This window comes from Streptomyces sp. DSM 110735 (assembly GCF_016482685.1).
Taxonomy (GTDB): Bacteria; Actinomycetota; Actinomycetes; order Streptomycetales; family Streptomycetaceae; genus Streptomyces.
Genome location: NZ_JACYHF010000007.1, coordinates 332,852 through 354,916, shown reverse-complemented (window position 1 = coordinate 354,916; position 22,065 = coordinate 332,852). Strand labels below are relative to the sequence as shown.

At 71.7% G+C, this 22,065-nt stretch carries 20 protein-coding genes; 10 read left to right on the top strand and 10 right to left on the bottom strand.

All coding sequences use genetic code 11. The features are described from left to right. The first annotated feature begins 751 nt into the window (after window positions 1-751). Together IF655_RS14840 and IF655_RS14835 are read left to right on the top strand one after the other, a co-directional pair. The gene (locus IF655_RS14840; protein WP_199585197.1) at window positions 752-2,200 is read left to right on the top strand and encodes an NAD(P)H-quinone dehydrogenase; all 1,449 of its coding nucleotides are present in this window, start codon (window positions 752-754) and stop codon (window positions 2,198-2,200) included. A gap of 197 nt (window positions 2,201-2,397) precedes the next feature. After that, the gene (locus IF655_RS14835) at window positions 2,398-3,321 is read left to right on the top strand and encodes a DeoR/GlpR family DNA-binding transcription regulator (protein ID WP_307814926.1); all 924 of its coding nucleotides are present in this window, start codon (window positions 2,398-2,400) and stop codon (window positions 3,319-3,321) included. A 329-nt stretch (window positions 3,322-3,650) separates the two neighbouring features. Here the strand turns inward: IF655_RS14835 and IF655_RS14830 are convergent, their stop codons facing one another. Then, window positions 3,651-5,423, bottom strand: coding sequence for a biotin carboxylase N-terminal domain-containing protein (locus IF655_RS14830; protein ID WP_199585196.1), 1,773 nt, complete (start codon window positions 5,421-5,423; stop codon window positions 3,651-3,653). A gap of 421 nt (window positions 5,424-5,844) precedes the next feature. On the opposite strand from IF655_RS14830, the gene IF655_RS14825 reads away from it, so the two are divergent. After that, complete coding sequence (locus tag IF655_RS14825) at window positions 5,845-6,381, top strand: hypothetical protein (RefSeq protein WP_199585195.1); 537 nt, start codon at window positions 5,845-5,847, stop codon at window positions 6,379-6,381. Here IF655_RS14825 and IF655_RS14820 read toward each other — a convergent pair. The 5 genes from IF655_RS14820 to IF655_RS14805 all read right to left on the bottom strand — a co-directional run bounded on the left by IF655_RS14820 (window position 6,353) and on the right by IF655_RS14805 (window position 10,400). Beyond that, window positions 6,353-6,967 carry a nucleoside triphosphate pyrophosphatase gene (locus IF655_RS14820; RefSeq protein WP_199585194.1) on the bottom strand — a complete coding sequence of 205 codons (615 nt, stop codon included), beginning with the start codon at window positions 6,965-6,967 and terminating at the stop codon, window positions 6,353-6,355. The two genes, IF655_RS14825 and IF655_RS14820, sit on opposite strands and share 29 nt — an antisense overlap. 27 nt (window positions 6,968-6,994) lie before the next feature. Beyond that, complete coding sequence (gene mmpB, locus IF655_RS31490; RefSeq protein WP_277952682.1) at window positions 6,995-7,123, bottom strand: morphogenic membrane protein MmpB; 129 nt, start codon at window positions 7,121-7,123, stop codon at window positions 6,995-6,997. A 91-nt stretch (window positions 7,124-7,214) separates the two neighbouring features. After that, complete coding sequence (locus IF655_RS14815) at window positions 7,215-7,424, bottom strand: acyl-CoA carboxylase epsilon subunit (RefSeq protein ID WP_199585193.1); 210 nt, start codon at window positions 7,422-7,424, stop codon at window positions 7,215-7,217. 37 nt (window positions 7,425-7,461) lie between these two features. Next, window positions 7,462-9,063 carry an acyl-CoA carboxylase subunit beta gene (locus IF655_RS14810; protein ID WP_199585192.1) on the bottom strand — a complete coding sequence of 534 codons (1,602 nt, stop codon included), beginning with the start codon at window positions 9,061-9,063 and terminating at the stop codon, window positions 7,462-7,464. Between the two features lie 128 nt (window positions 9,064-9,191). Further along, window positions 9,192-10,400, bottom strand: a complete 1,209-nt coding sequence (locus IF655_RS14805; RefSeq protein ID WP_199585191.1) for an RNA-guided endonuclease TnpB family protein — start codon at window positions 10,398-10,400, stop codon at window positions 9,192-9,194. 106 nt (window positions 10,401-10,506) lie between these two features. Between IF655_RS14805 and IF655_RS14800 the strand changes: the two genes are divergently transcribed. Both IF655_RS14800 and IF655_RS14795 read left to right on the top strand, forming a co-directional pair. Beyond that, on the top strand, window positions 10,507-11,367 hold the full coding sequence (locus IF655_RS14800) for a biotin--[acetyl-CoA-carboxylase] ligase (RefSeq protein WP_199585190.1): 861 nt from the start codon (window positions 10,507-10,509) through the stop codon (window positions 11,365-11,367). Between the two features lie 382 nt (window positions 11,368-11,749). Continuing rightward, the gene (locus IF655_RS14795; protein WP_199585189.1) at window positions 11,750-12,868 is read left to right on the top strand and encodes an adenylate/guanylate cyclase domain-containing protein; all 1,119 of its coding nucleotides are present in this window, start codon (window positions 11,750-11,752) and stop codon (window positions 12,866-12,868) included. A 133-nt stretch (window positions 12,869-13,001) separates the two neighbouring features. Here IF655_RS14795 and IF655_RS31485 read toward each other — a convergent pair whose 3' ends face one another. After that, the gene (locus tag IF655_RS31485) at window positions 13,002-13,754 is read right to left on the bottom strand and encodes a hypothetical protein (RefSeq protein WP_277952681.1); all 753 of its coding nucleotides are present in this window, start codon (window positions 13,752-13,754) and stop codon (window positions 13,002-13,004) included. 199 nt (window positions 13,755-13,953) lie between these two features. On the opposite strand from IF655_RS31485, the gene IF655_RS14785 reads away from it, so the two are divergent. From IF655_RS14785 to hutH, 3 genes are all read left to right on the top strand, one after another. Continuing rightward, window positions 13,954-14,748 carry an enoyl-CoA hydratase/isomerase family protein gene (locus tag IF655_RS14785; RefSeq protein ID WP_199585188.1) on the top strand — a complete coding sequence of 265 codons (795 nt, stop codon included), beginning with the start codon at window positions 13,954-13,956 and terminating at the stop codon, window positions 14,746-14,748. A gap of 160 nt (window positions 14,749-14,908) precedes the next feature. After that, complete coding sequence (locus IF655_RS14780) at window positions 14,909-16,051, top strand: GGDEF domain-containing protein (RefSeq protein ID WP_199585187.1); 1,143 nt, start codon at window positions 14,909-14,911, stop codon at window positions 16,049-16,051. Between the two features lie 127 nt (window positions 16,052-16,178). Beyond that, window positions 16,179-17,717: a histidine ammonia-lyase gene (hutH, locus tag IF655_RS14775; RefSeq protein ID WP_199585222.1), complete on the top strand. Its 1,539-nt coding sequence runs from the start codon at window positions 16,179-16,181 to the stop codon at window positions 17,715-17,717. A gap of 49 nt (window positions 17,718-17,766) precedes the next feature. Here the strand turns inward: hutH and IF655_RS14770 are convergent, their stop codons facing one another. Together IF655_RS14770 and IF655_RS14765 are read right to left on the bottom strand one after the other, a co-directional pair. Then, window positions 17,767-18,573: a hypothetical protein gene (locus IF655_RS14770; RefSeq protein ID WP_206775825.1), complete on the bottom strand. Its 807-nt coding sequence runs from the start codon at window positions 18,571-18,573 to the stop codon at window positions 17,767-17,769. A 55-nt stretch (window positions 18,574-18,628) separates the two neighbouring features. Further along, window positions 18,629-19,375, bottom strand: a complete 747-nt coding sequence (locus IF655_RS14765) for a TetR/AcrR family transcriptional regulator (RefSeq protein ID WP_199585186.1) — start codon at window positions 19,373-19,375, stop codon at window positions 18,629-18,631. Window positions 19,376-19,468: 93 nt separating this feature from the next. Between IF655_RS14765 and IF655_RS14760 the strand changes: the two genes are divergently transcribed. After that, window positions 19,469-20,914, top strand: a complete 1,446-nt coding sequence (locus IF655_RS14760) for a DHA2 family efflux MFS transporter permease subunit (RefSeq protein ID WP_307814925.1) — start codon at window positions 19,469-19,471, stop codon at window positions 20,912-20,914. Window positions 20,915-21,107: 193 nt separating this feature from the next. Here the strand turns inward: IF655_RS14760 and IF655_RS14755 are convergent, their stop codons facing one another. Further along, window positions 21,108-21,437: a hypothetical protein gene (locus tag IF655_RS14755; protein WP_199585185.1), complete on the bottom strand. Its 330-nt coding sequence runs from the start codon at window positions 21,435-21,437 to the stop codon at window positions 21,108-21,110. 110 nt (window positions 21,438-21,547) lie between these two features. Between IF655_RS14755 and IF655_RS14750 the strand changes: the two genes are divergently transcribed. Further along, window positions 21,548-21,892, top strand: coding sequence for a hypothetical protein (locus IF655_RS14750; RefSeq protein WP_199585184.1), 345 nt, complete (start codon window positions 21,548-21,550; stop codon window positions 21,890-21,892). The last annotated feature ends 173 nt before the right edge of the window (window positions 21,893-22,065 follow it).

Genomic DNA, 22,065 nt, shown 5'->3' with positions numbered 1-22,065 from the left:
GCCTGCCGAACTGTCGCAGACCGGTGGTGGCCTTCCGGGTTGCCTGGAAGGTTCCGTTGTGCGCCCCTGCCGGGGCTTGGGAGGGTGGGTGCGTGCCCCTGCCGTTCGTCGAGGGGGGCGATGCCCGTGCCTGTCGAACCGTCGGAGATCCGGTGCTGCCGCCTTCCGAGTTGCCCGGACGTTCCGGCGCGTGCCCTGCTGGGGCGGGGGAAGGCGGGCGCGTGCCCCTGCCGTTCCGTCGGGAGGCCGGTGCCCGCGCTTGCCGAGCCGTCGGAGACCGGTGACGGTCTTCCGAGCTGCCCGGTAAGTCCCGGCGCGCGCTCCTGCCCGGTCCGGGAAGCCGGGCGCCTGCCCCTGCCGATCGGTCGGGAGCCGGTGCCCGTGCCCCTGCCGGACCCGTCGGGGGCGCGGTGTGCGCCGCCACAGGTCTGCCGGGAGATTGTCTCCCCGAACCGTCGCAGACTGCCCGCCCCTGCGGAACCGTCGGAGATGTGACGTGCGGGCTTCGCGTTGCTCGGAGTGTCCGGGTGTGCGTCCCGCGTGGATGTGCGGGGGCGCCGGTGCCGTTGAACTGTCGGAGACTGCCCGCCCCTGCGGAACCGTCGGAGATGTGACGTGCGGGTTTCGCGTTGCTCGGAGTGTCCGGGTGTGCGTCCCGCGTGGATGTGCGGGCGCGCCGGGGAGCCGTTGCCGTCGAACCGTCGGAGACCACCCGCCCCCGCCGAACCGTCGGAGACGCGCGTGCGGGACAATGGGGTACGTGACTCGGATCGTGATCATCGGTGGTGGACCCGGCGGGTACGAGGCGGCGCTGACGGCGGCGCAGCTCGGCGCGGAGGTGACCGTCGTCGACTGCGACGGTCTGGGCGGGGCGTCGGTGCTGACCGACTGCGTCCCGTCGAAGACGCTCATCGCCACGGCGGAGGTGATGACCACGTTCGACTCCTCCTACGAGGAGCTGGGCATCATCGTCGCCGACGACACCCCGCACATCGAGCAGGCGGCACGCGTCGTCGGCGTGGACCTCGGCAAGGTCAACCGCCGGGTGAAGCGGCTCGCGCTCGCGCAGTCGCACGACATCACCGCTTCCGTCACCCGCGCCGGTGCCCGTGTCATGCGCGGTCGCGGTCGCCTGGAGGGCATGCAGGCGCTCGACGGTTCCCGCAAGGTCGTCGTCACCGCCGCCGACGGCTCCGAGGAGACCCTCACCGCCGACGCCGTCCTCATCGCGACCGGCGGTCACCCCCGCGAGGTGCCCGACGCGCAGCCCGACGGCGAGCGCATCCTGAACTGGACCCAGGTCTACGACCTCGACGAGCTGCCCGAAGAGCTGATCGTGGTCGGCTCCGGCGTCACCGGCGCCGAGTTCGCCGGTGCCTACCAGGCGCTCGGCTCCAAGGTCACCCTCGTCTCCTCCCGCGACCGCGTGCTGCCCGGCGAGGACCCGGACGCCGCCGCCGTCCTGGAGGACGTGTTCCGTCGCCGGGGCATGAACGTCATGGCCCGCTCCCGCGCCCAGTCCGCCAAGCGGGTCGGCGACCGGGTCGAGGTCACGCTCGCCGACGGCCGCGTCATCACCGGCACCCACTGTCTGATGGCCGTCGGCGCGATCCCCAACAGCGCCGGGCTCGGTCTGGAGGAAGCCGGCGTCAAGCTGCGCGAGTCGGGCCACATCTGGACCGACCGGGTCTCCCGTACGACCGCCCCGGGCGTGTACGCCGCCGGTGACGTCACCGGCGTCTTCGCGCTCGCCTCGGTGGCCGCGATGCAGGGCCGCATCGCGATGTACCACTTCCTCGGCGACTCGGTGGCCCCGCTGAACCTCAAGACGGTCTCCTCGAACGTCTTCACCGACCCCGAGATCGCCACCGTCGGCTACACCCAGGCCGACGTGGACGCGGGCAAGATCGACGCGCGCGTGGTCAAACTGCCGCTGCTGCGCAACCCGCGCGCCAAGATGCAGGGCATCCGGGACGGCTTCGTCAAGATCTTCTGCCGCCCGGGCACGGGGATCGTCGTCGGCGGTGTGGTCGTCGCGCCGCGCGCCTCGGAACTCATCCACCCCATCTCGATCGCCGTCGACAACAACCTGACGGTCGAACAGATCGCGAAGGCGTTCACGGTCTACCCGTCCCTGTCGGGCTCGATCGCGGAGGTCGCACGGCAGTTGCACACGCGGAAGGCGGGCGCGGAGGGCTGAGAAAGCCCCTCTGAACCTTCTGTTTCATCTTCTGTTTCACGCGAACTCCCCGCCGGGCGCGGGGAGTTCTCGTGTTTCCGGCGACACGGCGGTGTACGGCGGTTCCTATACCACCTCGGGCCCCACGTTGCGAACAACTTCTGCTATTCGGCGCAAACTGCTGAAAGCAGACGGTCGTTGGGGTTACTGTCAGTTTCGTGTTCGCTGCAGAACGTCGTCAATTGATCCTCGAAATGGTGCGAGCGAACGGGGCCGTGTCGCTCCGTGAACTCGCCCGCGTCGTCCAGACCTCCGAAGTGACCGTACGGCGGGACGTGCGCGCGCTGGAGGCAGAAGGACTCCTCGACCGCCGGCACGGCGGTGCGGTGTTGCCGGGCGGGTTCACGCGAGAGTCCGGCTTCCCGCAGAAGTCCCATCTCGCGACCGCCGAGAAGACGGCCATCGCCGATCTCGCGGCGGGGCTCGTCGAAGAGGGCGAGGCCATCGTGGTCGGCGCCGGTACGACCACGCAGGAGCTGGCCCGCAGACTGGCCCGGGTGCCCGGGCTGACCGTGGTCACCAACTCCCTGCTGGTGGCACAGGCGCTCGCCCATGCCAACCGGGTGGAGGTCGTCATGACCGGCGGCACCCTGCGGGGGTCCAACTACGCCCTCGTCGGCTCCGGCGCCGAGCAGTCCCTCCAGGGGCTGCGCGTCTCCAAGGCGTTCCTCTCCGGGAGCGGTCTGACCGCCGAGCGCGGGCTGTCCACGTCCAACATGCTGTCGTCCTCCGTCGACCGGGCGCTCGTCCAGGCGGCCGCCGAGGTCGTGGTCCTCGCGGACCACACCAAGCTCGGCACCGACACCATGTTCCAGACGGTTCCGACCGAGCTGATCACCCGTCTGGTCACCGACGATCCGCCTCCGCACGACGACCGCGCCGCCACGGAACTCCAGGCGCTCGCCGATCAGGGGGTGCAGATCGCCGTCGCCGGGGCGAACGGGGCGCCGGGGGGTGAGCCGGGGCCCGCGGCGGCTCCCCGCCAGCGGGGGCTGCCCGGGCCGCGCCGGGGGCACCCACCGACGCTGCGGCCTGCGGCGGGGCATGGCGAGGGGCGCGTCGCTGATCTTCGGCGGCGGTAGTTCGCCGTTGGGGGTTGCGGTGCGGGTGCGTTTTTGGCCGGTCGCGCAGTTCCTCGCGCCCCTTTGAGGGGTGGCTCGGGTTGAGATTCGTCTGTGGGTCCGCTTCGGTCGGTCGCGCGGTCCCCGCGCCCCTTGAGGGCGGCTTGCGACGCGTTTCCCTGTGCGGTCCGTCTTCGGTTCTCGCGCAGTTCCTCGCGTCCCTTGGGGCGTCTTCGCTTCTTGTGTACTTCCCCCGTTGCCGCGAGGGTGGGGGCGGTTCGTTCTCTGAAACGGGGGACGCCCGGCCGGGGCCGGGCGTCCGTGGTGTGGCGGGGGTTGGACCGGGGGTTTCAGTCCTTGATCTCGCAGATCGGGGCGCCCGACGTGATGGACGCGCCGACCTCTGCCGTCAGGCCCTTGATGGTGCCGGAGCGGTGGGCGTTGAGGGGCTGTTCCATCTTCATGGCTTCGAGGACGACGACGAGGTCGCCTTCCTTGACCTCCTGGCCCTCCTCGACCGCGATCTTGACGATCGTGCCCTGCATGGGGGAGGCGAGGGTGTCGCCGGAGGCGACGGGGCCGGACTTCTTGGCGGCGCGGCGCTTGGGCTTGGCGCCCGCCGCGAGACCGGTGCGGGCCAGGGACATGCCGAGCGAGGTCGGGAGAGAGACTTCGAGGCGCTTGCCGCCGACCTCGACCACGACCGTCTCGCGGCCCAGCTCCTCCTCCGCCTCCGTGTCGGCGGCGGCGGTGAAGGGCTTGATGTCGTTGACGAACTCGGTCTCGATCCAGCGGGTGTGGACCTTGAAGGGGTCCGCGGAGCCCGTCAGCTCGGGGGCGAACGCCGGGTCACGCACGACCACACGGTGGAACGGGATCGCCGTGGCCATGCCCTCGACCTGGAACTCGTCCAGCGCACGCGCGGCCCGCTCCAGCGCCTCCTTGCGGGTGCGGCCGGTGACGATCAGCTTGGCCAGCAGGGAGTCCCACGCCGGACCGATGACCGAGCCGGACTCCACGCCCGCGTCCAGACGGACACCGGGACCGGACGGCGCGTCGAAGCGGGTGACCGTACCGGGGGCGGGGAGGAAGCCCCGGCCCGGGTCCTCGCCGTTGATGCGGAACTCGAAGGAGTGGCCGCGCAGCTCCGGGTCGCCGTAGCCCAGCTCCTCGCCGTCGGCGATGCGGAACATCTCGCGCACCAGGTCGATGCCCGCGACCTCCTCGGTCACCGGGTGCTCGACCTGGAGCCGGGTGTTGACCTCCAGGAAGGAGATCGTGCCGTCCTGGCCGACCAGGAACTCACAGGTGCCCGCGCCCTCGTACCCGGCCTCCTTGAGGATGGCCTTGGACGCGCGGTACAGCTCCGCGACCTGCTTCTTGGACAGGAACGGCGCCGGAGCCTCCTCCACCAGCTTCTGGTGGCGGCGCTGCAGCGAGCAGTCACGGGTGGAGACGACGACCACGTTGCCGTGCTTGTCGGCCAGGCACTGGGTCTCCACGTGCCGCGGACGGTCCAGGTAGCGCTCCACGAAGCACTCGCCCCGGCCGAAGGCGGCGACCGCCTCGCGGACCGCCGAGTCGTACAGCTCCGGCACCTCTTCGAGCGTGCGGGCGACCTTCAGACCGCGACCGCCACCGCCGAAGGCGGCCTTGATCGCGATCGGCAGCCCGTGCTCCTTGGCGAAGGCGACGACCTCGTCGGCTCCGGAGACCGGGTCCGGCGTACCGGCGACCAGCGGGGCACCGGCGCGCTGCGCGATGTGCCGCGCGGCGACCTTGTCACCCAGGTCCCGGATCGCCTGCGGCGGCGGACCGATCCAGTTCAGACCCGCGTCCAGCACGGCCTGCGCGAACTCGGCGTTCTCCGAGAGGAAGCCGTAGCCGGGGTGGATGGCGTCCGCGCCGGACTCCCGGGCGGCGTTCAGGACCTTCTCGATGTCCAGGTAACTGGTGGCCGGAGTGTCACCGCCCAGGGCGAACGCCTCATCCGCGGCCCGGACGTGCAGAGCGTCCCGGTCCGGGTCGGCGTATACGGCCACGCTCGCGATCCCGGCGTCCCGGCAGGCCCGGGCTACGCGGACAGCGATTTCGCCACGGTTGGCGATGAGCACCTTGCGCACGATTGAGGCTCCCTCCTTGAAACAAGCCGAGTTTAGGGACTGCCGACACGGCACTACGACCCGTCCCCAATGGTGAGCTTGCCCACACGGAGCGTGATGCGAGGCCCACTCGTTCCACGAAAGCCCATGTCGCACCTGGGTGCGCAGGACTCCACCGGAAAACCCTAGCCCTGCCATGTGGCCAAGGTCTCTGTGAAAGCGTGCTGCGGGCCACGCGGTTTCTTTGTGGAGTCCCTACGAATGGCCCAATGATTCTTTGCGGCCGCCCCGCCGCTTGTCCTCCGCTTTACCCTCCGCCGACCCCTCCCGGTCTGCCGTGACCGGATGTAGCGTTCGCGGTTGACGCGAACGTACTTCGGGTAACAGCAGAACTGTTCGGGCTTGGGTCGAGAGTGGGTGGGGGCCGGTGGTGCGCAGACCGGTGGCATGGATCGTGGCAGTCGTCCTGCTGGCCGAGGGCTGCGTGATCGCGGCGTTCAACTGGTTCCTCGGCATGGTCGCCGACCGCCAGCACATGTCGCTCGCCGGAATCGACCCCGACCTGATGTCGGTGTCCTCGAAGGTCGGCGGCGTGGTCTTCGGGCTCTACTTCGCGCTCTGCGCGCTCGTCGCCCTCCTGGTGGCGGTGCGCGACCGCGCCCCGGCCGGGTTCGGCCGCATCCTGCTGATCAGCGCCGCCGTGGTGCACGCCCTGCTGGCCGCCGCCGCACTGGCGCTCACCGACCCCGCGGTGTTCGTCACGCTGATGGTGACCTTCGCCCTGCTCCTGCTGCTCCTGATGACCTACGACGCGGAGCCGGTGCCCCAGCGGGTGGACGGCGGCGACAGTGGCAAGGGCGACGGTACGGCGACCGCCGAGACCGCGCCGCAGACCCTGGCGCCCGTCATACCCGCCCCGCGCACGAAGGACGCGCCGGGCCGCGCCCCCTTCACCCGGCCGGCGCCCACAACTCCGTGATGCCGACGCCCAGTTCGGCCAGCAGCTTGCGGACCAGGGGCAGGCTGATGCCGATCACGTTGCCGTGGTCGCCGTCGATGCCCTCGATGAACGGCGCCGAACGACCGTCCAGGGTGAACGCCCCGGCGACGTGCAGCGGCTCGCCCGAGGCGACGTAGGCGGCGATCTCCTCGTCCGAGGGCTCGCCGAAGCGGACCACCGTGGAGGCGGTCGCGGACACGTACCGCTTCGCCGCCGTGTCCCACACACAGTGCCCGGTCTGCAGCACTCCGGCCCGCCCGCGCATCGCCTTCCAGCGGGCGGTGGCCTCCTCGGAGTCGGCGGGCTTGCCGAGCGCCTGCCCGTCCAGCTCCAGGACCGAGTCGCAGCCGATCACCAGCGCGCCCTGCACCTCCGGCTTCGCCGCGACCACGGACGCCTTCGCCTCCGCCAGCGCGAGCGCCAGCTCGGCGGGGGTGGGCGCGGTGACGGCGTCCTCGTCGACCCCGCTGACGATCACCTCCGGCGTGAGCCCCGCCTGCCGCAGCAGGCCGAGCCGGGCGGGGGACTGGGAGGCGAGAACGAGACGGCGCTGCTGGTCGGTCATGCCGTCAGCGTAGCGCCGCCCGGCGGCTCACCTCAGGCCGATCACGATCATCGTCAGGACCATCGCCAGGGCCACGAAGAGACCGAGCCGCCTGAGCTTCTCCTCCATCCGGCGGAGATCCTCGGGCGGCTCGTTCTCGGGGTCTGACCACAGCATGCTGTCCAGCGTGCGGCGGCGGCGGGGTCCGGCGCCTGAGTACGCGTACTCACCTGAGGCGCCTCTTCCGGATCCTGGCTGTGCCCGCGGGTCAGCTCGGCCAGTAGGTGCGGCTCCAGGACACCGGGCCCGGCTGCGGCAGCCGCCGCCCCGCGATCCGCGCCGGGTCGGACCACGCGTCCCGTACTCCCGCCGCGCCGGACGGCGCCTCGGCGGCCGCCACGGCGCGGGCTCGCACCACCGCCAGTGCGGCGGCCAGCTCCTCCGGGGTCGGATTGCCTCGTACGACCTTGATGTTCATGACGGCTCCCGGTCTACGTCCGCGTGGTCCTCGGGTCCTACAGGGGGATGTTGCCGTGCTTCTTCGGAGGCAGGGATTCCCGCTTCGTGCGCAGTTGACGCAGACCCCGCACGATGTGCGAGCGGGTGTCGGACGGCATGATCACCGCGTCGACGTACCCGCGCTCGGCCGCGACGTACGGGTTGAGCAGCGTGTCCTCGTACTCCTGGATCAGCCGCGCACGCGTCGCGTCACCCTCACCGGCCGCCTCCGCCTCCGCGATGGTGCGGCGGTGCAGGATGTTGACGGCGCCCTGCGCGCCCATGACGGCGATCTGCGCGGTGGGCCAGGCGAGGTTGAGGTCGGCGCCCAGGTGCTTGGAGCCCATCACGTCGTACGCGCCGCCGAACGCCTTGCGGGTGATCACGGTGATCAGCGGGACGGTGGCCTCGGCGTAGGCGTAGATCAGCTTCGCGCCGCGGCGGATGATGCCGTCGTGTTCCTGGCCGACGCCGGGCAGGAAGCCGGGGACGTCCACGAAGGTGAGCACCGGGATGTTGAAGGCGTCGCAGGTGCGCACGAAGCGGGCTGCCTTCTCGCTCGCCTTGATGTCCAGGCACCCCGCGTACTGCATCGGCTGGTTGGCGACGAGCCCCACCGGGTACCCCTCGACCCGCCCGAACCCGGTGACGATGTTCGGCGCGAACAGCGCCTGCGTCTCGAAGAACTCCCCGTCGTCCAGGACGTGTTCGAGCACCGTGTGCATGTCGTACGGCTGGTTCGCGCTGTCCGGCACCAGGATGTCCAGCTCGCGGTCCTCGTCCGTGACGGCGAGGTCGGCTTCCTCCGCGAAGACCGGCGCCTCGCTGAGGTTGTTGGACGGCAGGTACGACAGCAACTGCTTGATGTACTCGATCGCGTCCTTCTCGTCGCCCGCCATGTGGTGGGCCACGCCGGAGGCGGTGTTGTGCGTACGGGCGCCGCCCAGCTCCTCGAAGCCGACGTCCTCACCGGTGACGGTCTTGATCACGTCCGGTCCGGTGATGAACATGTGGCTGGTCTGGTCGACCATGACCGTGAAGTCGGTGATCGCGGGCGAGTACACGGCGCCACCGGCACAGGGTCCGACGACCAGGCTGATCTGCGGAATCACACCCGACGCGTGCGTGTTGCGCCGGAAGATCTCGCCGTACGCCCCGAGGGAGGCGACACCCTCCTGGATGCGCGCGCCGCCGGAGTCGTTGATCCCGATGACCGGACAGCCCGTCTTCAGCGCGAAGTCCATCACCTTGACGATCTTCTGCCCGTACACCTCGCCGAGCGCCCCGCCGAACACGGTGAAGTCCTGCGAGAACACGGCCACCGGACGCCCGTCCACCGTGCCGTACCCGGTCACGACCCCGTCGCCGTACGGCCGGTTCGCCTCAAGCCCGAAGTTCGTCGACCGGTGCCGGGCGAACTCGTCCAGCTCCACGAACGACCCCTCGTCCAGCAGGAGTTCCACCCGCTCACGAGCCGTCAGCTTTCCCTTGGCGTGTTGCTTCTCGACGGCTCGCGCCGACCCGGCGTGCGTCGCCTCATCGATCCGCCGCGTGAGGTCCGCGAGCTTCCCCGCGGTCGTGTGAATGTCGATCTCGTGACGCTCTTCCGGCTCGGACATCGGGATGCGGCTCCCTGCCTGCTCAAAAGGGGGGACGGTAAGTCATCCGTAGCGTAGTGGCGCACCTGCCGGTCGGCAGTGCGGTGTTTCCCACACCTAGGGTTACTTGCTTGGCCTCTTCCTCCGCTTTAAGGGCGGAGTCCGGCGGTCGCCCGCCGGGTTTCCTGCTTCACGGGCGGCTGCCCCGTGCGGGAGGACTCCCGCCGAGGTCTTGCACCGCCTCCACAGGCAGTGGCCGCCAGCCCGGCGGTCAGGATGTTGCGTGCCGCGTTGTCGTCGCGGTCGTGCACGGTGCCGCAGCGGTCGCACGTCCATTCGCGGGCGTTCAGCGGCAGCGTGTCGCGGACCGTGCCGCAGTTCCCGCACAGCCTGGAGCTGGGGAAGAAGCGGTCGATCACGACGAGGTCGCGCCCGTACCAGGCGCACTTGTAGGTCAGCATCGACCGGAGTTCCGTCCAGGCAGCGTCGGAGATGGCGCGTGCCAGGCTGCGGTTCTTCAGCAGATTGCGGACGGCGAGGTCCTCGATCACGACCGTTTGGTTCTCACGGACGAGCCGAGTGGTGAGCTTGTGCAGGAAGTCCCGGCGCCGGTCGGCGATCCGGGCATGGACACGCGCGACTTTCCGGCGCGCCTTTTCCCGGTTGTTCGAGCCCTTGGCCTTGCGGGACAACTGGCGCTGGGCCTTGGCGAGCCGGGCGCGGCCGTGGCGTTCGTGCCTCGGGTTGGTGATTTTCTCGCCGGTGGAGAAGGTCAGCAGGGAGGTGATCCCGGCGTCGATGCCGACCGCCGCTGTCGTGGCGGGAGCAGGGGCGATCGTGTCCTCGCAGAGCAGGGACACGAACCAGCGCCCCGCCCTGTCGAGGGACACCGTCACTGTGGACGGCTCGGTGTCCTCGGGCAGGGGACGCGACCAGCGGATGTCCAGGGGCTCGGCCATCTTCGCCAACGTCAGCCGACCGCCACGCCACGTGAATCCGGAACGGGTGTACTCCGCCGACGTGCGGGACTTCTTCCGCGACTTGAACCGCGGGTACCTGGCGCGCTTGGCGAAGAAGTGCGCGAACGCCGTCTGAAGGTGCCGCAGTGTCTGCTGAAGAGGTACCGAGGCGACCTCCGCGAGGAAGGCGAGTTCCTCGGTCTTCTTCCACCTGGTCAGCGCAGCCGAGGACTGCGCGTAGGAGACCCGGCGCCGCTCGTCGTGCCAAGCCCGCGTGCGTTCCTCCAGCGCGCGGTTGTAGACGAGACGTACGCAGCCGAACGTGCGCGACAGCTCCGCCGCCTGCTCCTCCGTGGGGTAGAAACGGTACTTGAACGCCCGCTTCACCAGCCGCGCCATGCCTCGGATCCTAGTGACTTCCGAGTGGGCCGCGGGGACGGTCGGCAGTGGGCGGACTTTCGATCTCACCCGGCCCGAAGGCCGGGGTGCCCACGAAGGAACCCCGATGACGCCCCGCGATGCAGCAGAGAACAGTCGTTGGTCCGATCTTGACCGGCCGCCCCTGAATTCCGTCGCGTTGCGGCGGGGGCTGGTGCGGGAGGGGGGACTGTGGTCGCGGGTCGACGTGGTGCCGAGTACGGGGTCGACCAACTCCGATCTGGTCGCGCGGGCGAACGCGGGGGAGGTGGACGAGGGGGCGGTGCTGGTCGCCGAGGCGCAGACGGCGGCGCGGGGGCGGCTCGACCGGCGGTGGACGGCGCCGCCGCGCTCGGGGCTGTTCTTCTCCGTCCTGCTGCGACCCGCCGAGGTCCCGATGGAGCGGTGGGGCTGGCTGCCGCTGCTGACCGGCGTCGCGGTGGCCACCGCGCTCTCCCGTACGGCGGGCGTCGACACGGCTCTGAAGTGGCCCAACGACCTCCTTGTCACCGTCGGCGGCGAGGAGCGCAAGGCAGGCGGCATCCTCGCCGAGCGCGCCGGTGCGGACGGCGTGGTCATCGGCGTCGGACTCAACGTCACCCTGAGCGCCGACGAGCTGCCCGTCCCCCAGGCGGGCTCCCTCCTCCTGGCGGGCGCGGTCAACACCGACCGCGACCCGCTGCTCCGCGCGGTGCTCCGCTCGCTGGAGGAGTGGTACGACCGCTGGCGCGCCGCCTCCGGCGACCCCGCCGCGAGCGGTCTCCAGGCCACCTACGCGGCAGGCTGCGCCACCCTGGGCCGCCAGGTCCGCGCGGAACTGCCCGGCGACCGGGTCCTGCGCGGCGAGGCGACGGCCATCGACGGCGACGGGCGACTGGTCATCACGACGGCGGGTGGCGAGCGGGAGGCGGTGGGGGCGGGGGACATCGTGCATCTGCGGCCGGAGTAGGGGCGGTGGGGGAGGGGCGGCTTGGGGTGTTTTCGGCGGGGAGCCGGGGCGGTTCGGGAGTGGCCGCCGGACGCCCGTCCACCGTGCCGTACACCCGGCACGCCTCTCCTGAGACACCTCGGTGGCGTCCCGGCGGGGGCGCGGAGTGCCCGTCTCGGGGGCGGTCGGGGTCGTGGCAGGGGGCGCGTGGCGATGGGAAAGCGCCGGGCCGTGTGCGACCGCTTCGCCGCCGGAGGCAGCCCGCGCCCCCTGCGACCCGGGTGCTCCAGTGGCGGGGCGCGTTCGTCCGGTCGGCCGGTCCCAGCGGAGTGAGCTGGCGCACACCTGCCGTAGAGTTGAGGCCGGTCGGACCTGACCGCGGCAGATCGGAAGGGCAGCAGGCGTGAGCGTCGACGACACGGGCTCCGGCGCGGGCGCGGAGGGCCGGGTGGACCCCGATGCCCCCGAACCCGGCGACGACCCGCTCGCCCTCCGCCTCGAACAGTTGATCCTCGGCGCCGAGCGCCGCTACACCCCCTTCCAGGCAGCCCGCAGCGCCGGTGTCTCCATGGAGCTGGCGTCCCGTTTCTGGCGGGCGATGGGCTTCGCGGACATAGGACAGGCGAAGGCGCTCACCGAGGCGGACGTACTCGCCCTGCGACGGCTCGCCGGTCTCGTCGAGGCGGGTCTGCTCAGCGAGGCGATGGCCGTACAGGTCGCCCGGTCCACCGGGCAGACCACCGCCCGTCTGGCCGAATGGCAGATCGATTCCTTCCTGGAGGGTCTGACCGAGCCCCCCGAGCCGGGCATGACCCGGACCGAGGTGACGTACCCGATCATCGAGCTGCTCCTGCCCGAGCTGGAGGAGTTCCTGGTCTACGTCTGGCGGCGCCAGCTCGCCGCGTCGGCGGGTCGCGTCATGCAGACCGTGGACGACGCCGAGATGGTCGACCGCCGTCTCGCCGTCGCCTTCGCGGACCTCGTCGGCTTCACCCGCCTGACCCGGCGGATGGAGGAGGAGGAGCTGGGCGAGCTGGTCGAGGCGTTCGAGACGACCGCCGCCGACCTAGTGGCGGCGCGCGGCGGACGGCTGATCAAGACCCTCGGCGACGAGGTGCTGTACGTCGCGGACGACGCCGCCCTCGCCGCCGACATCGCGCTGCGCCTGGTGGAGACGCTGGCCAACGACGAGACGATGCCCGAGCTGCGCGTCGGCATGGCGTTCGGCACGGTGACCACCCGGATGGGCGATGTGTTCGGTACGACCGTGAACCTCGCCTCCCGGCTGACCTCGATAGCCCCGCGTGACGCCGTACTGGTGGACAGCGCCTTCGCCGAGGAACTGATCCGGAGCGGCGTCGCGCCCGCCTCGGAGGCGGAGGCAGCCGAAGCCGTGGCCGCCGCCGAGAAGGAGGGCGAGGAGCCGCCCCCCTACCGCTTCGCGCTCCAGCCCATGTGGCAGCGGCCGGTGCGTGGCCTCGGCGTGATCGAGCCCTGGCTGCTCTCGCGTCGTCCTTCCTGACCGACTGGCCTGTCCTGACCGACTCGCCCGTACTGACCGACCTGTCCGTCCTTGCGGACCTGCCTGTCTTCACGTGACCCGCTGTCCTTGCGGACCCGTCCGTCCTTGCGGACCGCGCGCACCGTACGGCGCCTCACGAGCTGCCCAGTCGCAGGCACAGCCCGAGCAGGCATACCCCGCTCTGCTGGGGCGGGGCTGCGCTGTGGGTCGGTTCCGGCGCGGGGGCGGCGGTGCGGGACGGCGCGGGCGCGGGGGCGGTGGTGGCGGGCTGAGGCGCGGGGGCGGGTCCGGGGTCGGTGGTGTGCGGCGCGCCGTGCGACTGGGTGCCGGTGCCCGTATCCGTGCCGGTGTCCGAGTGGGGCGCGGTGTCCGCCGCTGAGGCGCCGCCCTGGTCGACCGTTTCTGCAGTGTTCTTCCCCGCGGACGACTTCTTGTGCCCGGCGGCGTCCGTGCCGGTCGGCGCGGGGCGCGTACCGCCCAGTGCCGTGGCGGTGGACGGCAGTGCCGTGGGCGCGGCGGCGAGCGTCGCGGACGCGCCGGGCGAGTCGCCGGTGCCCTGCGCGCCCCACCCGTGCTGCGGCTCTGCCTCGGCGGTGGCGGGTCCGGCGAGCCCGGACTCCGGGGCGACGCGGACGAGGCTCAGGACTCCGGCGGCGAGGGCGAGACCACCCGCGGCGAGGAGCACCTTGCGGGGGCGGGGACGGCGGTGCCGACCCCGGCGCGGCGGGGGTACGACGTCCTTCGTCGATTCCGGCAGATCCGCCAGGGTGATCGCGATCGGCCGGGTGGGGGCGGGGGCGTTCGACGGCGTGCCGGACCGGCCGTCGCGCGGTGTCCCCGGTGTCGTCGTGCCCGGTGTCTTCGCATTCGAATTGCTCGGCGTCATGTCATCCCTCCCCGCCGCGCACGTTATGCGCTGCTGTGGGCGGTGTGGGAGGAGTCGAACGGGATGTCACTCGAACGGGTGTAGGGCTACCTCAGGGTCGAGTCAGGGCGACGTCAGGGTCGGTCGGCCTTCCCCTGGGCCCGGCGGGGCTGCGATGATCGAGGCGGATTCAGTTAACCCGCGTTAACCGGAGGGTGTCATGAGCGAGGAGCGGTTCGGGGAGTTCGTGCTGGTGCGGCGGCACGGGCACGTGGCGGAGCTGGTGCTGGACCGGCCCAAGGCCATGAACGCGGTCTCCACGGAGATGGCCCGCTCGCTCACGGCGGCGTGCGCGGCGCTGGCCGCCGACCGGGACGCGCGGGTGGTCGTCCTGACCTCCTCGCACGAACGGGCGTTCTGCGTCGGGGCGGACCTCAAGGAGCGGAACTCCTTCACCGACGCGGACCTGATGCGCCAGCGACCGGTGGCGCGCGCCGCCTACACCGGGGTCCTCGAGCTGCCCATGCCGACCATCGCGGCGGTGCACGGCTTCGCCCTCGGCGGCGGCTTCGAGCTGGCGCTCGCCTGCGACCTGATCGTCGCCGACGGTACGGCGGTGGTGGGGCTGCCGGAGGTGTCGGTGGGCGTGATCCCGGGCGGCGGCGGTACGCAGATGCTGCCCCGGCGGGTGGGGGCGGCGCGCGCGGCCGAGCTGATCTTCACGGCGCGGCGCGTGGAGGCGGCCGAGGCGGGGCGGCTGGGGCTGGTGGACCAGGTGGTGGAGGCGGGGCGGGACCGCGACGAGGCGTTGGCGCTGGCCGCGCGGATCGCCGGTAACTCGCCGGTGGGGCTGCGGGCTGCGAAGAGGGCGTTGCGGTTGGGGGTGGGGCTGGAGCTTCGGGCGGGGCTTGAGGTGGAGGACGGGGCGTGGCGGGCTACGGCGTTCTCGGGGGATCGGGCGGAGGGGGTGGCGGCGTTCAACGAGAAGAGGGTGCCTGTGTGGCCTGGCGAGTAGTTCGGGCGCGGGTTCGTTGTGGCTGGTCGCGCAGTTCCCCGCGCCCCCAAAGGCAAAAGCCCGTCCTGCCCCGTGCTTTACAGGGGAGGCGACTTCGCACAATCCACCTGATCGCCCTGCCGGAGGCACCCGTGGGGCAATTGATGCCTAACCTGGAGTAATGGGTGAGGACATGCGGCTGGCGGCGGTGGTGGCGCTGGCTCAGGGGATGGCGGCGGCGCGGACCGGGCCGGAGTCGTGGCGGGCGGCGGCGCTCGGGGCGTGTCGGGCGCTGGACGGGAGTTTTGCGGCGCTGTCGGTGTGGGAGCGGGAGCTGGGGCGGCTGCGGGTGCTGGTGAACGTGGGGGAGCGGGCGGCGGACGAGGAGGAGTTTCCGGAGGCGGAGGCGTATCCGGTGCACCAGTTCCCGGAGATCACCGAGTTCCTGCACGAGAGGTGGGCCGGGGGCGGGGAGCCGAACGCGTGGGTCGAGACCGCGCGGGGTCCGGCTGCCGGTACGCCCGGTTACTTCCATCAGCGGGTCGCCGCGCTGCGCCGCCGGGGCCGGGGCTGCTGCGTGGTCGCGCCGGTCGTGCTGCACGGCAGGGCGTGGGGCGAGCTGTATGTGGCGCGGGCGGCCGACGCGCCGGTGTTCGACCGGGGGGACGCCGACTTCGCGACCGTGCTCGCGGCGGTCGTGGCGGCGGGCATCGCGCAGACCGAGCGACTGGAGGAGGCGAACCGGCTCGCGTTCACCGACGCGCTGACCGGGCTCGCCAACCGGCGGGCTGTGGACGTACGCCTGGAGGAGGCCATCGAGCGGCATCGTGCGGAGGGTGTGCCCGTCAGTCTCGTCGTCTGCGATCTGAACGGGCTCAAGCGGGTCAACGACACGCACGGGCACGCGGTCGGGGACCGGTTGCTGGAGCGGTTCGGGTCGGTGCTGTCGCTGTGCGGGGCGATGGTGCCGGGGGCGCTCGCGGCGCGGCTCGGTGGGGACGAGTTCTGTCTGCTCGCGGTGGGGGCGCCCGCCGACGACGTGGTGAAGGCGGCAGACGAGCTGTGCCGCAGGGCGGGGGAGCTGGAGCTGGGCGAGGGCGTGGCGTGCGGGGTGGCCTCGACGGAGGACCCGATCGGTCCGGTGCGGGACGCGCGGCGGCTGTTCCGGCTGGCGGACGCGGCACAGTACCGGGCCAAGGCCGAGCGGGCGGACCGGCCGGTGGTGGCGGGGCGGGAGGGTCCGGACGACCCGGTGGTCCGGCTGGCCGACGAGGCGTCGCCCGCCCGTCCCGAGCGCCGTCGCTTCCGGGGTCGGCTGCCGTGAGCGGCGGAGCCGTCGGCGTGGGGGCTGGGCTCGCCGTCGTGAGCGGGAGCACAGGAGAAGTAAGGGGCGAGACCGCAATCCACTGGTGACAGCGTCGAATTCAATGCGTACGCTCCTGAATATGGATATGCACACTGTGGTGGTGGGGACCTCCGGCGTGACCGCGTCCGACGTGCTCGCCGTGGCGCGCGGCGGCGCCCGCGTCGAGCTGTCGGCCGAGGCGGTGGCGGCTCTCGCCGCCTCCCGCGAGATCGTGGAAGCGCTCGCCGCGAAGCCCGACCCGGTCTACGGCGTCTCCACCGGCTTCGGCGCCCTGGCGACCCGGCACATCAGCCCCGAGCTGCGCGCCCAGCTCCAGCGCAACATCGTCCGCTCGCACGCCGCGGGCATGGGTCCGAAGGTGGAGCGCGAGGTCGTGCGGGCGCTGATGTTCCTGCGGCTGAAGACCGTCTGCTCCGGGCACACCGGCGTCCGCCCGGAGGTCGCGCAGACCATGGCGGACGTGCTGAACGCCGGGATCACCCCGGTCGTGCACGAGTACGGCTCGCTCGGCTGCTCCGGTGACCTCGCCCCGCTGTCCCACTGTGCGCTGACCCTGATGGGCGAGGGTGACGCGGAGGACGTCGACGGCACGGTCCGTCCCGCAGGTGAGCTGCTGCGCGAGCACGGCATCCAGCCCGTCGAGCTGCGCGAGAAGGAGGGGCTCGCCCTCCTCAACGGCACCGACGGCATGCTCGGCATGCTGGTCATGGCGCTCGCGGACCTCGACACGCTCTACAAGTCCGCCGACGTCACCGCCGCCCTCAGCCTGGAGGCGCTGCTCGGCACGGACAAGGTGCTAGCCCCCGAGCTGCACGCCATCCGCCCGCACCCGGGCCAGGCGGACTCCGCCGCCAACATGCTCGCCGTCCTCAAGGGCTCCCAGCTCACCGGGCACCACCAGGACGACGCGCCCCGCGTGCAGGACGCGTACTCGGTGCGCTGCGCGCCGCAGGTCGCCGGTGCCGGGCGCGACACCATGGCGCACGCCCGCCTGGTCGCGGAGCGCGAGCTGGCCGCCGCCGTCGACAACCCGGTGGTGCTCCCCGACGGACGGGTGGAGTCCAACGGCAACTTCCACGGCGCCCCGGTCGCCTACGTCCTCGACTTCCTCGCCATCGCCGCCGCCGACCTCGGTTCCATCGCCGAGCGGCGTACCGACCGGCTGCTCGACAAGAACCGCAGCCACGGTCTGCCGCCCTTCCTGGCGGACGACGCGGGCGTGGACTCCGGGCTGATGATCGCCCAGTACACGCAGGCCGCGCTGGTCAGCGAGATGAAGCGGCTGGCCGTACCGGCGTCCGCCGACTCCATCCCGTCCTCCGCGATGCAGGAGGACCACGTCTCCATGGGCTGGTCGGCGGCGCGCAAGCTGCGCACCGCCGTGGACAACCTGACGCGGATCGTCGCCGTCGAGCTGTACGCCGCCACGCGCGCCGTCGAGCTGCGCGAGGGGCTGGAGGCGGCGCCCGCCTCGCGGGCCGTCATCGACGCGGCGCGTGCCGCCGGGGTGCGGGGTCCGGGTCCGGACCGCTTCCTCGCGCCCGACCTCGCCGCCGCCGAGGAGTTCGTCCGCACGGGCGGGGTCGTCGCGGCTGCCGAGACGGTCACCGGACCGCTGCGGTAAGGAAGTTGGACAGCAGGGGCTTCGTCCGGTCGGGCGGAGCCCCTGTCCGTCAGCGCAGCTTGGCCGACTGCGCGCCGATCACCCGCGCCGGGACCGTGTACGTCCGACGCGCCATCATCGCGCCGACGTTCACCGTCATGTACGTCGCGAGGGTGCCGCCGTGGCGCACCACCTGGAAGTGCACCGAGCCGCCGCCCGCCGAGCCCTCGCCCGCCGGACCCCTGGTCGCCCCAGCAGCCGAGCCGCCGCCCTCCGCCGCGAACGCCACCGACTCCTCGCCCGCGTCCGAGGCGTGCTCGCGGGTGAAGGCGGTGAACGTCCGGACGCCGGGTCCGGTGCCGCCGAAGCCGTCCGCGCACGCCCGTACCGCGCCGGAGACCGAACGCAGCGCGCGGTGGGCGCCGTTGCCGCCGTAGGAGGCGAGGGTGATCACGGTGACGTCGCGGTCCATGCTCCGGCGCACGGCGTCCTCCGCCTCGTCCTCGGACAGTCCGTCCAGGGCCGTCGCATGGGTCTCGGGACCGTTCTTCTCCGCCGCCGTGCGGCTGACCTGTGCCGCCGGGGTGCCCGGCGCGGTACCGGCGAGGAGCGGGAGCAGGGGGCGGCAGGCGACCTCGGCGGAGCGGGGCGGATCACCGGCGGTGGTGCCGGGGTCGGTGGGGCGTATCTCGTAACCGGGCAGCTCGCCCTCGGCGATGACCAGTTGGTCCAGCGCGGCGGCGTTCAGCGCCCGGCCGCGCGTGCCGTAGCCGGAGCCCGATCCCGAGCCCGATCCGGAGCAGCCCGTGACGAGCGCGACGGACAGTGTGCTCACGGCGGCGGTGGCGCACAGGCGCACGCGCGGTGATCTCCTCATGGGGCGGACTATGCGCGCTCGGTCAAAGGATCGTCAAACAGACGTTATGTCATATTCACCGATCCGAAGAGCCCAGCCCGTCGAGCATCAGCCCGATGGTGAAGTCGAAGCGGTCGTGGACGGTTCCGGCGGTCAACTCGGTGGCGTAGCGCTTGGTCTGCGGGAAGGTGTCGGGCAACGCGGCGAAGCGGCGCAGCAGTTCGTCGCGCCCGACCACCCAGCCGCCGCCGCTGGTGTCCCCGTCGCGGTCGAGCCGGCTGTTGGCCAGGGAGACTTCGAGGCTGTAGGCGCTGACGTAGAGCATCAGGGAGTCGATGGCCCAGGCGGCGGCCTGGGGGGCGACGCCCCCGGCGAGCAGGATGGCGAGCATGCCCTCCCCGACGCGCAGGGTGTCCAGGTTGGACGGAGCGGCGGCGAAAGCCGCCTGGGAGATGCCCGGGTAGCGCAGATACTGGTCGCGCAACCGGGCGCAGACGTCGGTGATCTGCCGCCGCCAGTGGGCGGGGTCCGGCTCGGGCAGCTCGATCTCCGCGCAGAGTCGCCCGATGAGCAGCTCGTCCAGGTCCTCCTTGTTGACCACGTGGGCGTAGAGCGAGGACGGTCCCGTCTCCAGCGCGGTGGCCACGCGCCGCATGGTCAGCGCCGCGTAGCCCTCCCGCTCCACGATGCCGAACGCGGTGTCCAGGATGGCGTCGACCGTGATCGGCTTCTTGCGCCCGCCGGACGGTCCGCGCCGCGTCGCTGAAGTGCTCGATCCGGCGCCGTGCCGTGCTGCGCGCCGCTGCTGCGGAGTCGGTGACATGGGGCAAGTCTAGCGAAGGGCGAACAGTGTTCTGCGTCACTGTGAGCGCCGTTCGTTTTGCTACGAACACTGTTCCGGAGTAGAACACTGTTCGTGTCCATCAATCAGCGCGCCTCCGGGGCGCCTCCCGTCACCACGCCGCCGCTGCGCACCGCGTGGCTCGTTCTGGTCGTCGTGGTCCTGGCCGACGTCATGGATCTGATCGACTCCAGCGTCGCCAACCTCGCCGGACCCGCCATCCGCGCCGATCTCGGCGCCGGTCAGGTCACCGTCCAGTGGGTGCTGAGCGCCTACACCGCCGCCTTCGCGCTCGGGCTCGTCACCTCGGGGCGGCTCGGGGACCTGCTCGGCAGGCGGCGGCTGTTCCTGCTCGGCATGACCGGCTTCACCCTGGCATCGCTGGCCTGCGGTCTCGCGCCCGGCGCGGTCTTCCTGATCGTCGCCCGCACGCTCCAGGGTCTGTTCGGGTCGGTCATGATCCCGCAGGGGCTCGCCCTGGTGAAGGTGGTGTTCCCGCCGAAGCATCTGCGCCGGGCGCTCGCCCCGGTCGGTCCGCTGATGGGGCTGACGATGGTCGGCGGACCCATCCTGGCGGGCTGGCTGCTGCACCTGGACCTGTTCGGCAGCCAGTGGCGCTCGATCTTCCTGATCAACGTGCCGTTCGGTCTCGCCGCCCTCGCCCTCGGCCACCGCGTCCTGCCCCGGCGCGGCGGCGAGGACCGCACCGCCCGGCTCGACCTCACCGGCGTCGGACTGCTCACCGCCGCCTCCGCCCTGCTGATCGTGCCGCTCATCCAGGGGCGCGACCTCGGATGGCCCGCCTGGACCTACGGCATGCTCGCGGGCTCGGTCGTCCTGCTCGCCCTGTTCGTCGCCTCCCAGCGGCGCACCGACCACCCGGTCATCACGCCGTCGCTGTTCCGCAAGCGCGGATTCGTCGTCGGACTCGTGGTCGTGGCCGGGTTCTACGCCTCGCTCAGCGCGTTCGTCCTCGTCGTGAACCTGCTGCTCCAGCAGGGTCTTGGCTGGAGCCCGCTGCGCACCGGGCTCACCCTGATCCCCTGGGCGCTCGGCACCGCCGTCGCCGTGCTGCTCGCGGGCGCCGTCCTGGCCGAGAAGCTGGGGCGCGCGAGCCTGCGCCTCGGGCTGTCCGTCGCGGTGGTGGGGCTGCTGTCCCTGTGGTGGACCGTCGCCCGCCTGGGCGCCGACGTCACCGTCTGGACGCTCGCGCCCGCGCTGCTGGTCACCGGCTTCGGCTCGGGGCTGGTGTTCGTCCCGCTGGTCGACTTCGTCATCGGCGACGCCACCCCCGAGGAGGTCGGCACCGGCGCGGGTCTGCTCAACGCCGTGCAGCAGTTCGCGGGCGCGCTCGGCGTCGCCGCCCTCGGCACGGTGTTCTTCGCGCGGGCGGGCAGCGGGTCGGTGTCGTCGTACCTGGGCGCGGCGGAGCTGGTCTTCGGCATCGCCGCCGCGCTGAACGTCGTCACGCTGCTGCTGGTCGGGCTGCTGCCCCGGCACGCGCAGTCGGCGCACGGCTGAGGGCGCGGGTATTTCCGCGGGGCGGAAAGCGGGGAGCCGGAATTCCCGCGCCGGGAAGCTACGGCGAGCTGCGGAAGCTACGGCAAGCCGCGGAAGCCGCGGAAAAAGGAACCCGAAAGCCTCAGAAACCCCAGGAACCCCGAAAATCCCAGAAACCTCGGAAGCTCCCGAAACCCCGGAAACCCCGGAAGTCTCAGAAACCCAGCCGTTCCCGGCGCACCGAATACACCACGAATCCGGCGCCCACCGCGAGCAGCAGCGTGCCGGTGACGACGTACGGCGTGGTGTCGAAGCTGCCGGTGTCGGCGAGTTCGGTCTCCTCCGTCACCTGCCGCCCGGTGTCACCGGACACCGTGGCGGTCTGCTGGGTGATCCGCGTCGAGGAGTCGGCGACGGCCGACTGCTCCACCACGTCTCTCGGAAGACCGTCCTGGGACGCGTTCGCGGACGGGACGAACCACAGAGCGCACAGCAGCGTGCCCGCGGCGGTGGCGGTCAGCAGCGGACGGCGAGCGGATGACACGGAATATCGATCCCCCTTGTGGCACTGGCGAATTGGCCGTGTGGAGCGATGTTAGTGAAAATCGCGGGTCACAGGAAAGTCACGACAGGTTTCGGCCCTAGGCTCACGTCATGGACGCTGAAAAGACATCACGTTTTGTACGACTTCAGGTGGAGCTGATCCTGGAGGTGACCGACGAGGACGAGCTGACGCAGGCCGCGGTGAACCGGCTGGCCGGCGATCCGGACGTCCCGGAGGGTGAGCGGGCGCACGCCGAGTCCGCTGTGACGGAAGACACCGAAGAGGCGCTGGCGTATCTCGTCGATCCGTTCAGCCTGGTCAGCGGGTTGGCCGGGGTAGAGCTCCAGCAAGCCTCCTGGTCGAGCGAGCAGATCGACTACGACCCGGATTCGCCGGAGTGGGACCTGGGCGAGGATGATGGGTCGGACGACGACGAGGAAGACGGCATCGGCTGAGCGTCCTGGGGCATCCGTGAACCCGGACGGCAACCACCGTCCGGGTTCTCTCGTCTGTACAGGAGAGCACGGTCGATCCCGCCCCCTGCAGGGGCGTGGCGTGTCCCACACCTCCCCGGAACGGGGAACGGGACGGCGTGGCCGTGACGTTGAAACCTTCCAGCGGGGACTCT

Bases quoted from the DNA above. Each gene is read 5' to 3' on its own strand.
- IF655_RS14765 (WP_199585186.1), bottom strand. From the start codon at position 19,375: ATGTCACCGACTCCGCAGCAGCGGCGCGCAGCACGGCACGGCGCCGGA.
- hutH (WP_199585222.1), top strand. From the start codon at position 16,179: ATGCACACTGTGGTGGTGGGGACCTCCGGCGTGACCGCGTCCGACGTG.
- mmpB (WP_277952682.1), bottom strand. From the start codon at position 7,123: ATGCTGTGGTCAGACCCCGAGAACGAGCCGCCCGAGGATCTCCGCCGG.
- IF655_RS14785 (WP_199585188.1), top strand. From the start codon at position 13,954: ATGAGCGAGGAGCGGTTCGGGGAGTTCGTGCTGGTGCGGCGGCACGGG.
- IF655_RS14750 (WP_199585184.1), top strand. From the start codon at position 21,548: ATGGACGCTGAAAAGACATCACGTTTTGTACGACTTCAGGTGGAGCTG.
- IF655_RS14815 (WP_199585193.1), bottom strand. From the start codon at position 7,424: ATGAACATCAAGGTCGTACGAGGCAATCCGACCCCGGAGGAGCTGGCC.
- IF655_RS14840 (WP_199585197.1), top strand. From the start codon at position 752: ATGGGGTACGTGACTCGGATCGTGATCATCGGTGGTGGACCCGGCGGG.
- IF655_RS14805 (WP_199585191.1), bottom strand. From the start codon at position 10,400: ATGGCGCGGCTGGTGAAGCGGGCGTTCAAGTACCGTTTCTACCCCACG.
- IF655_RS14770 (WP_206775825.1), bottom strand. From the start codon at position 18,573: ATGAGGAGATCACCGCGCGTGCGCCTGTGCGCCACCGCCGCCGTGAGC.
- IF655_RS14800 (WP_199585190.1), top strand. From the start codon at position 10,507: ATGACGCCCCGCGATGCAGCAGAGAACAGTCGTTGGTCCGATCTTGAC.
- IF655_RS31485 (WP_277952681.1), bottom strand. From the start codon at position 13,754: ATGACGCCGAGCAATTCGAATGCGAAGACACCGGGCACGACGACACCG.
- IF655_RS14780 (WP_199585187.1), top strand. From the start codon at position 14,909: ATGGGTGAGGACATGCGGCTGGCGGCGGTGGTGGCGCTGGCTCAGGGG.
- IF655_RS14810 (WP_199585192.1), bottom strand. From the start codon at position 9,063: ATGTCCGAGCCGGAAGAGCGTCACGAGATCGACATTCACACGACCGCG.
- IF655_RS14820 (WP_199585194.1), bottom strand. From the start codon at position 6,967: ATGACCGACCAGCAGCGCCGTCTCGTTCTCGCCTCCCAGTCCCCCGCC.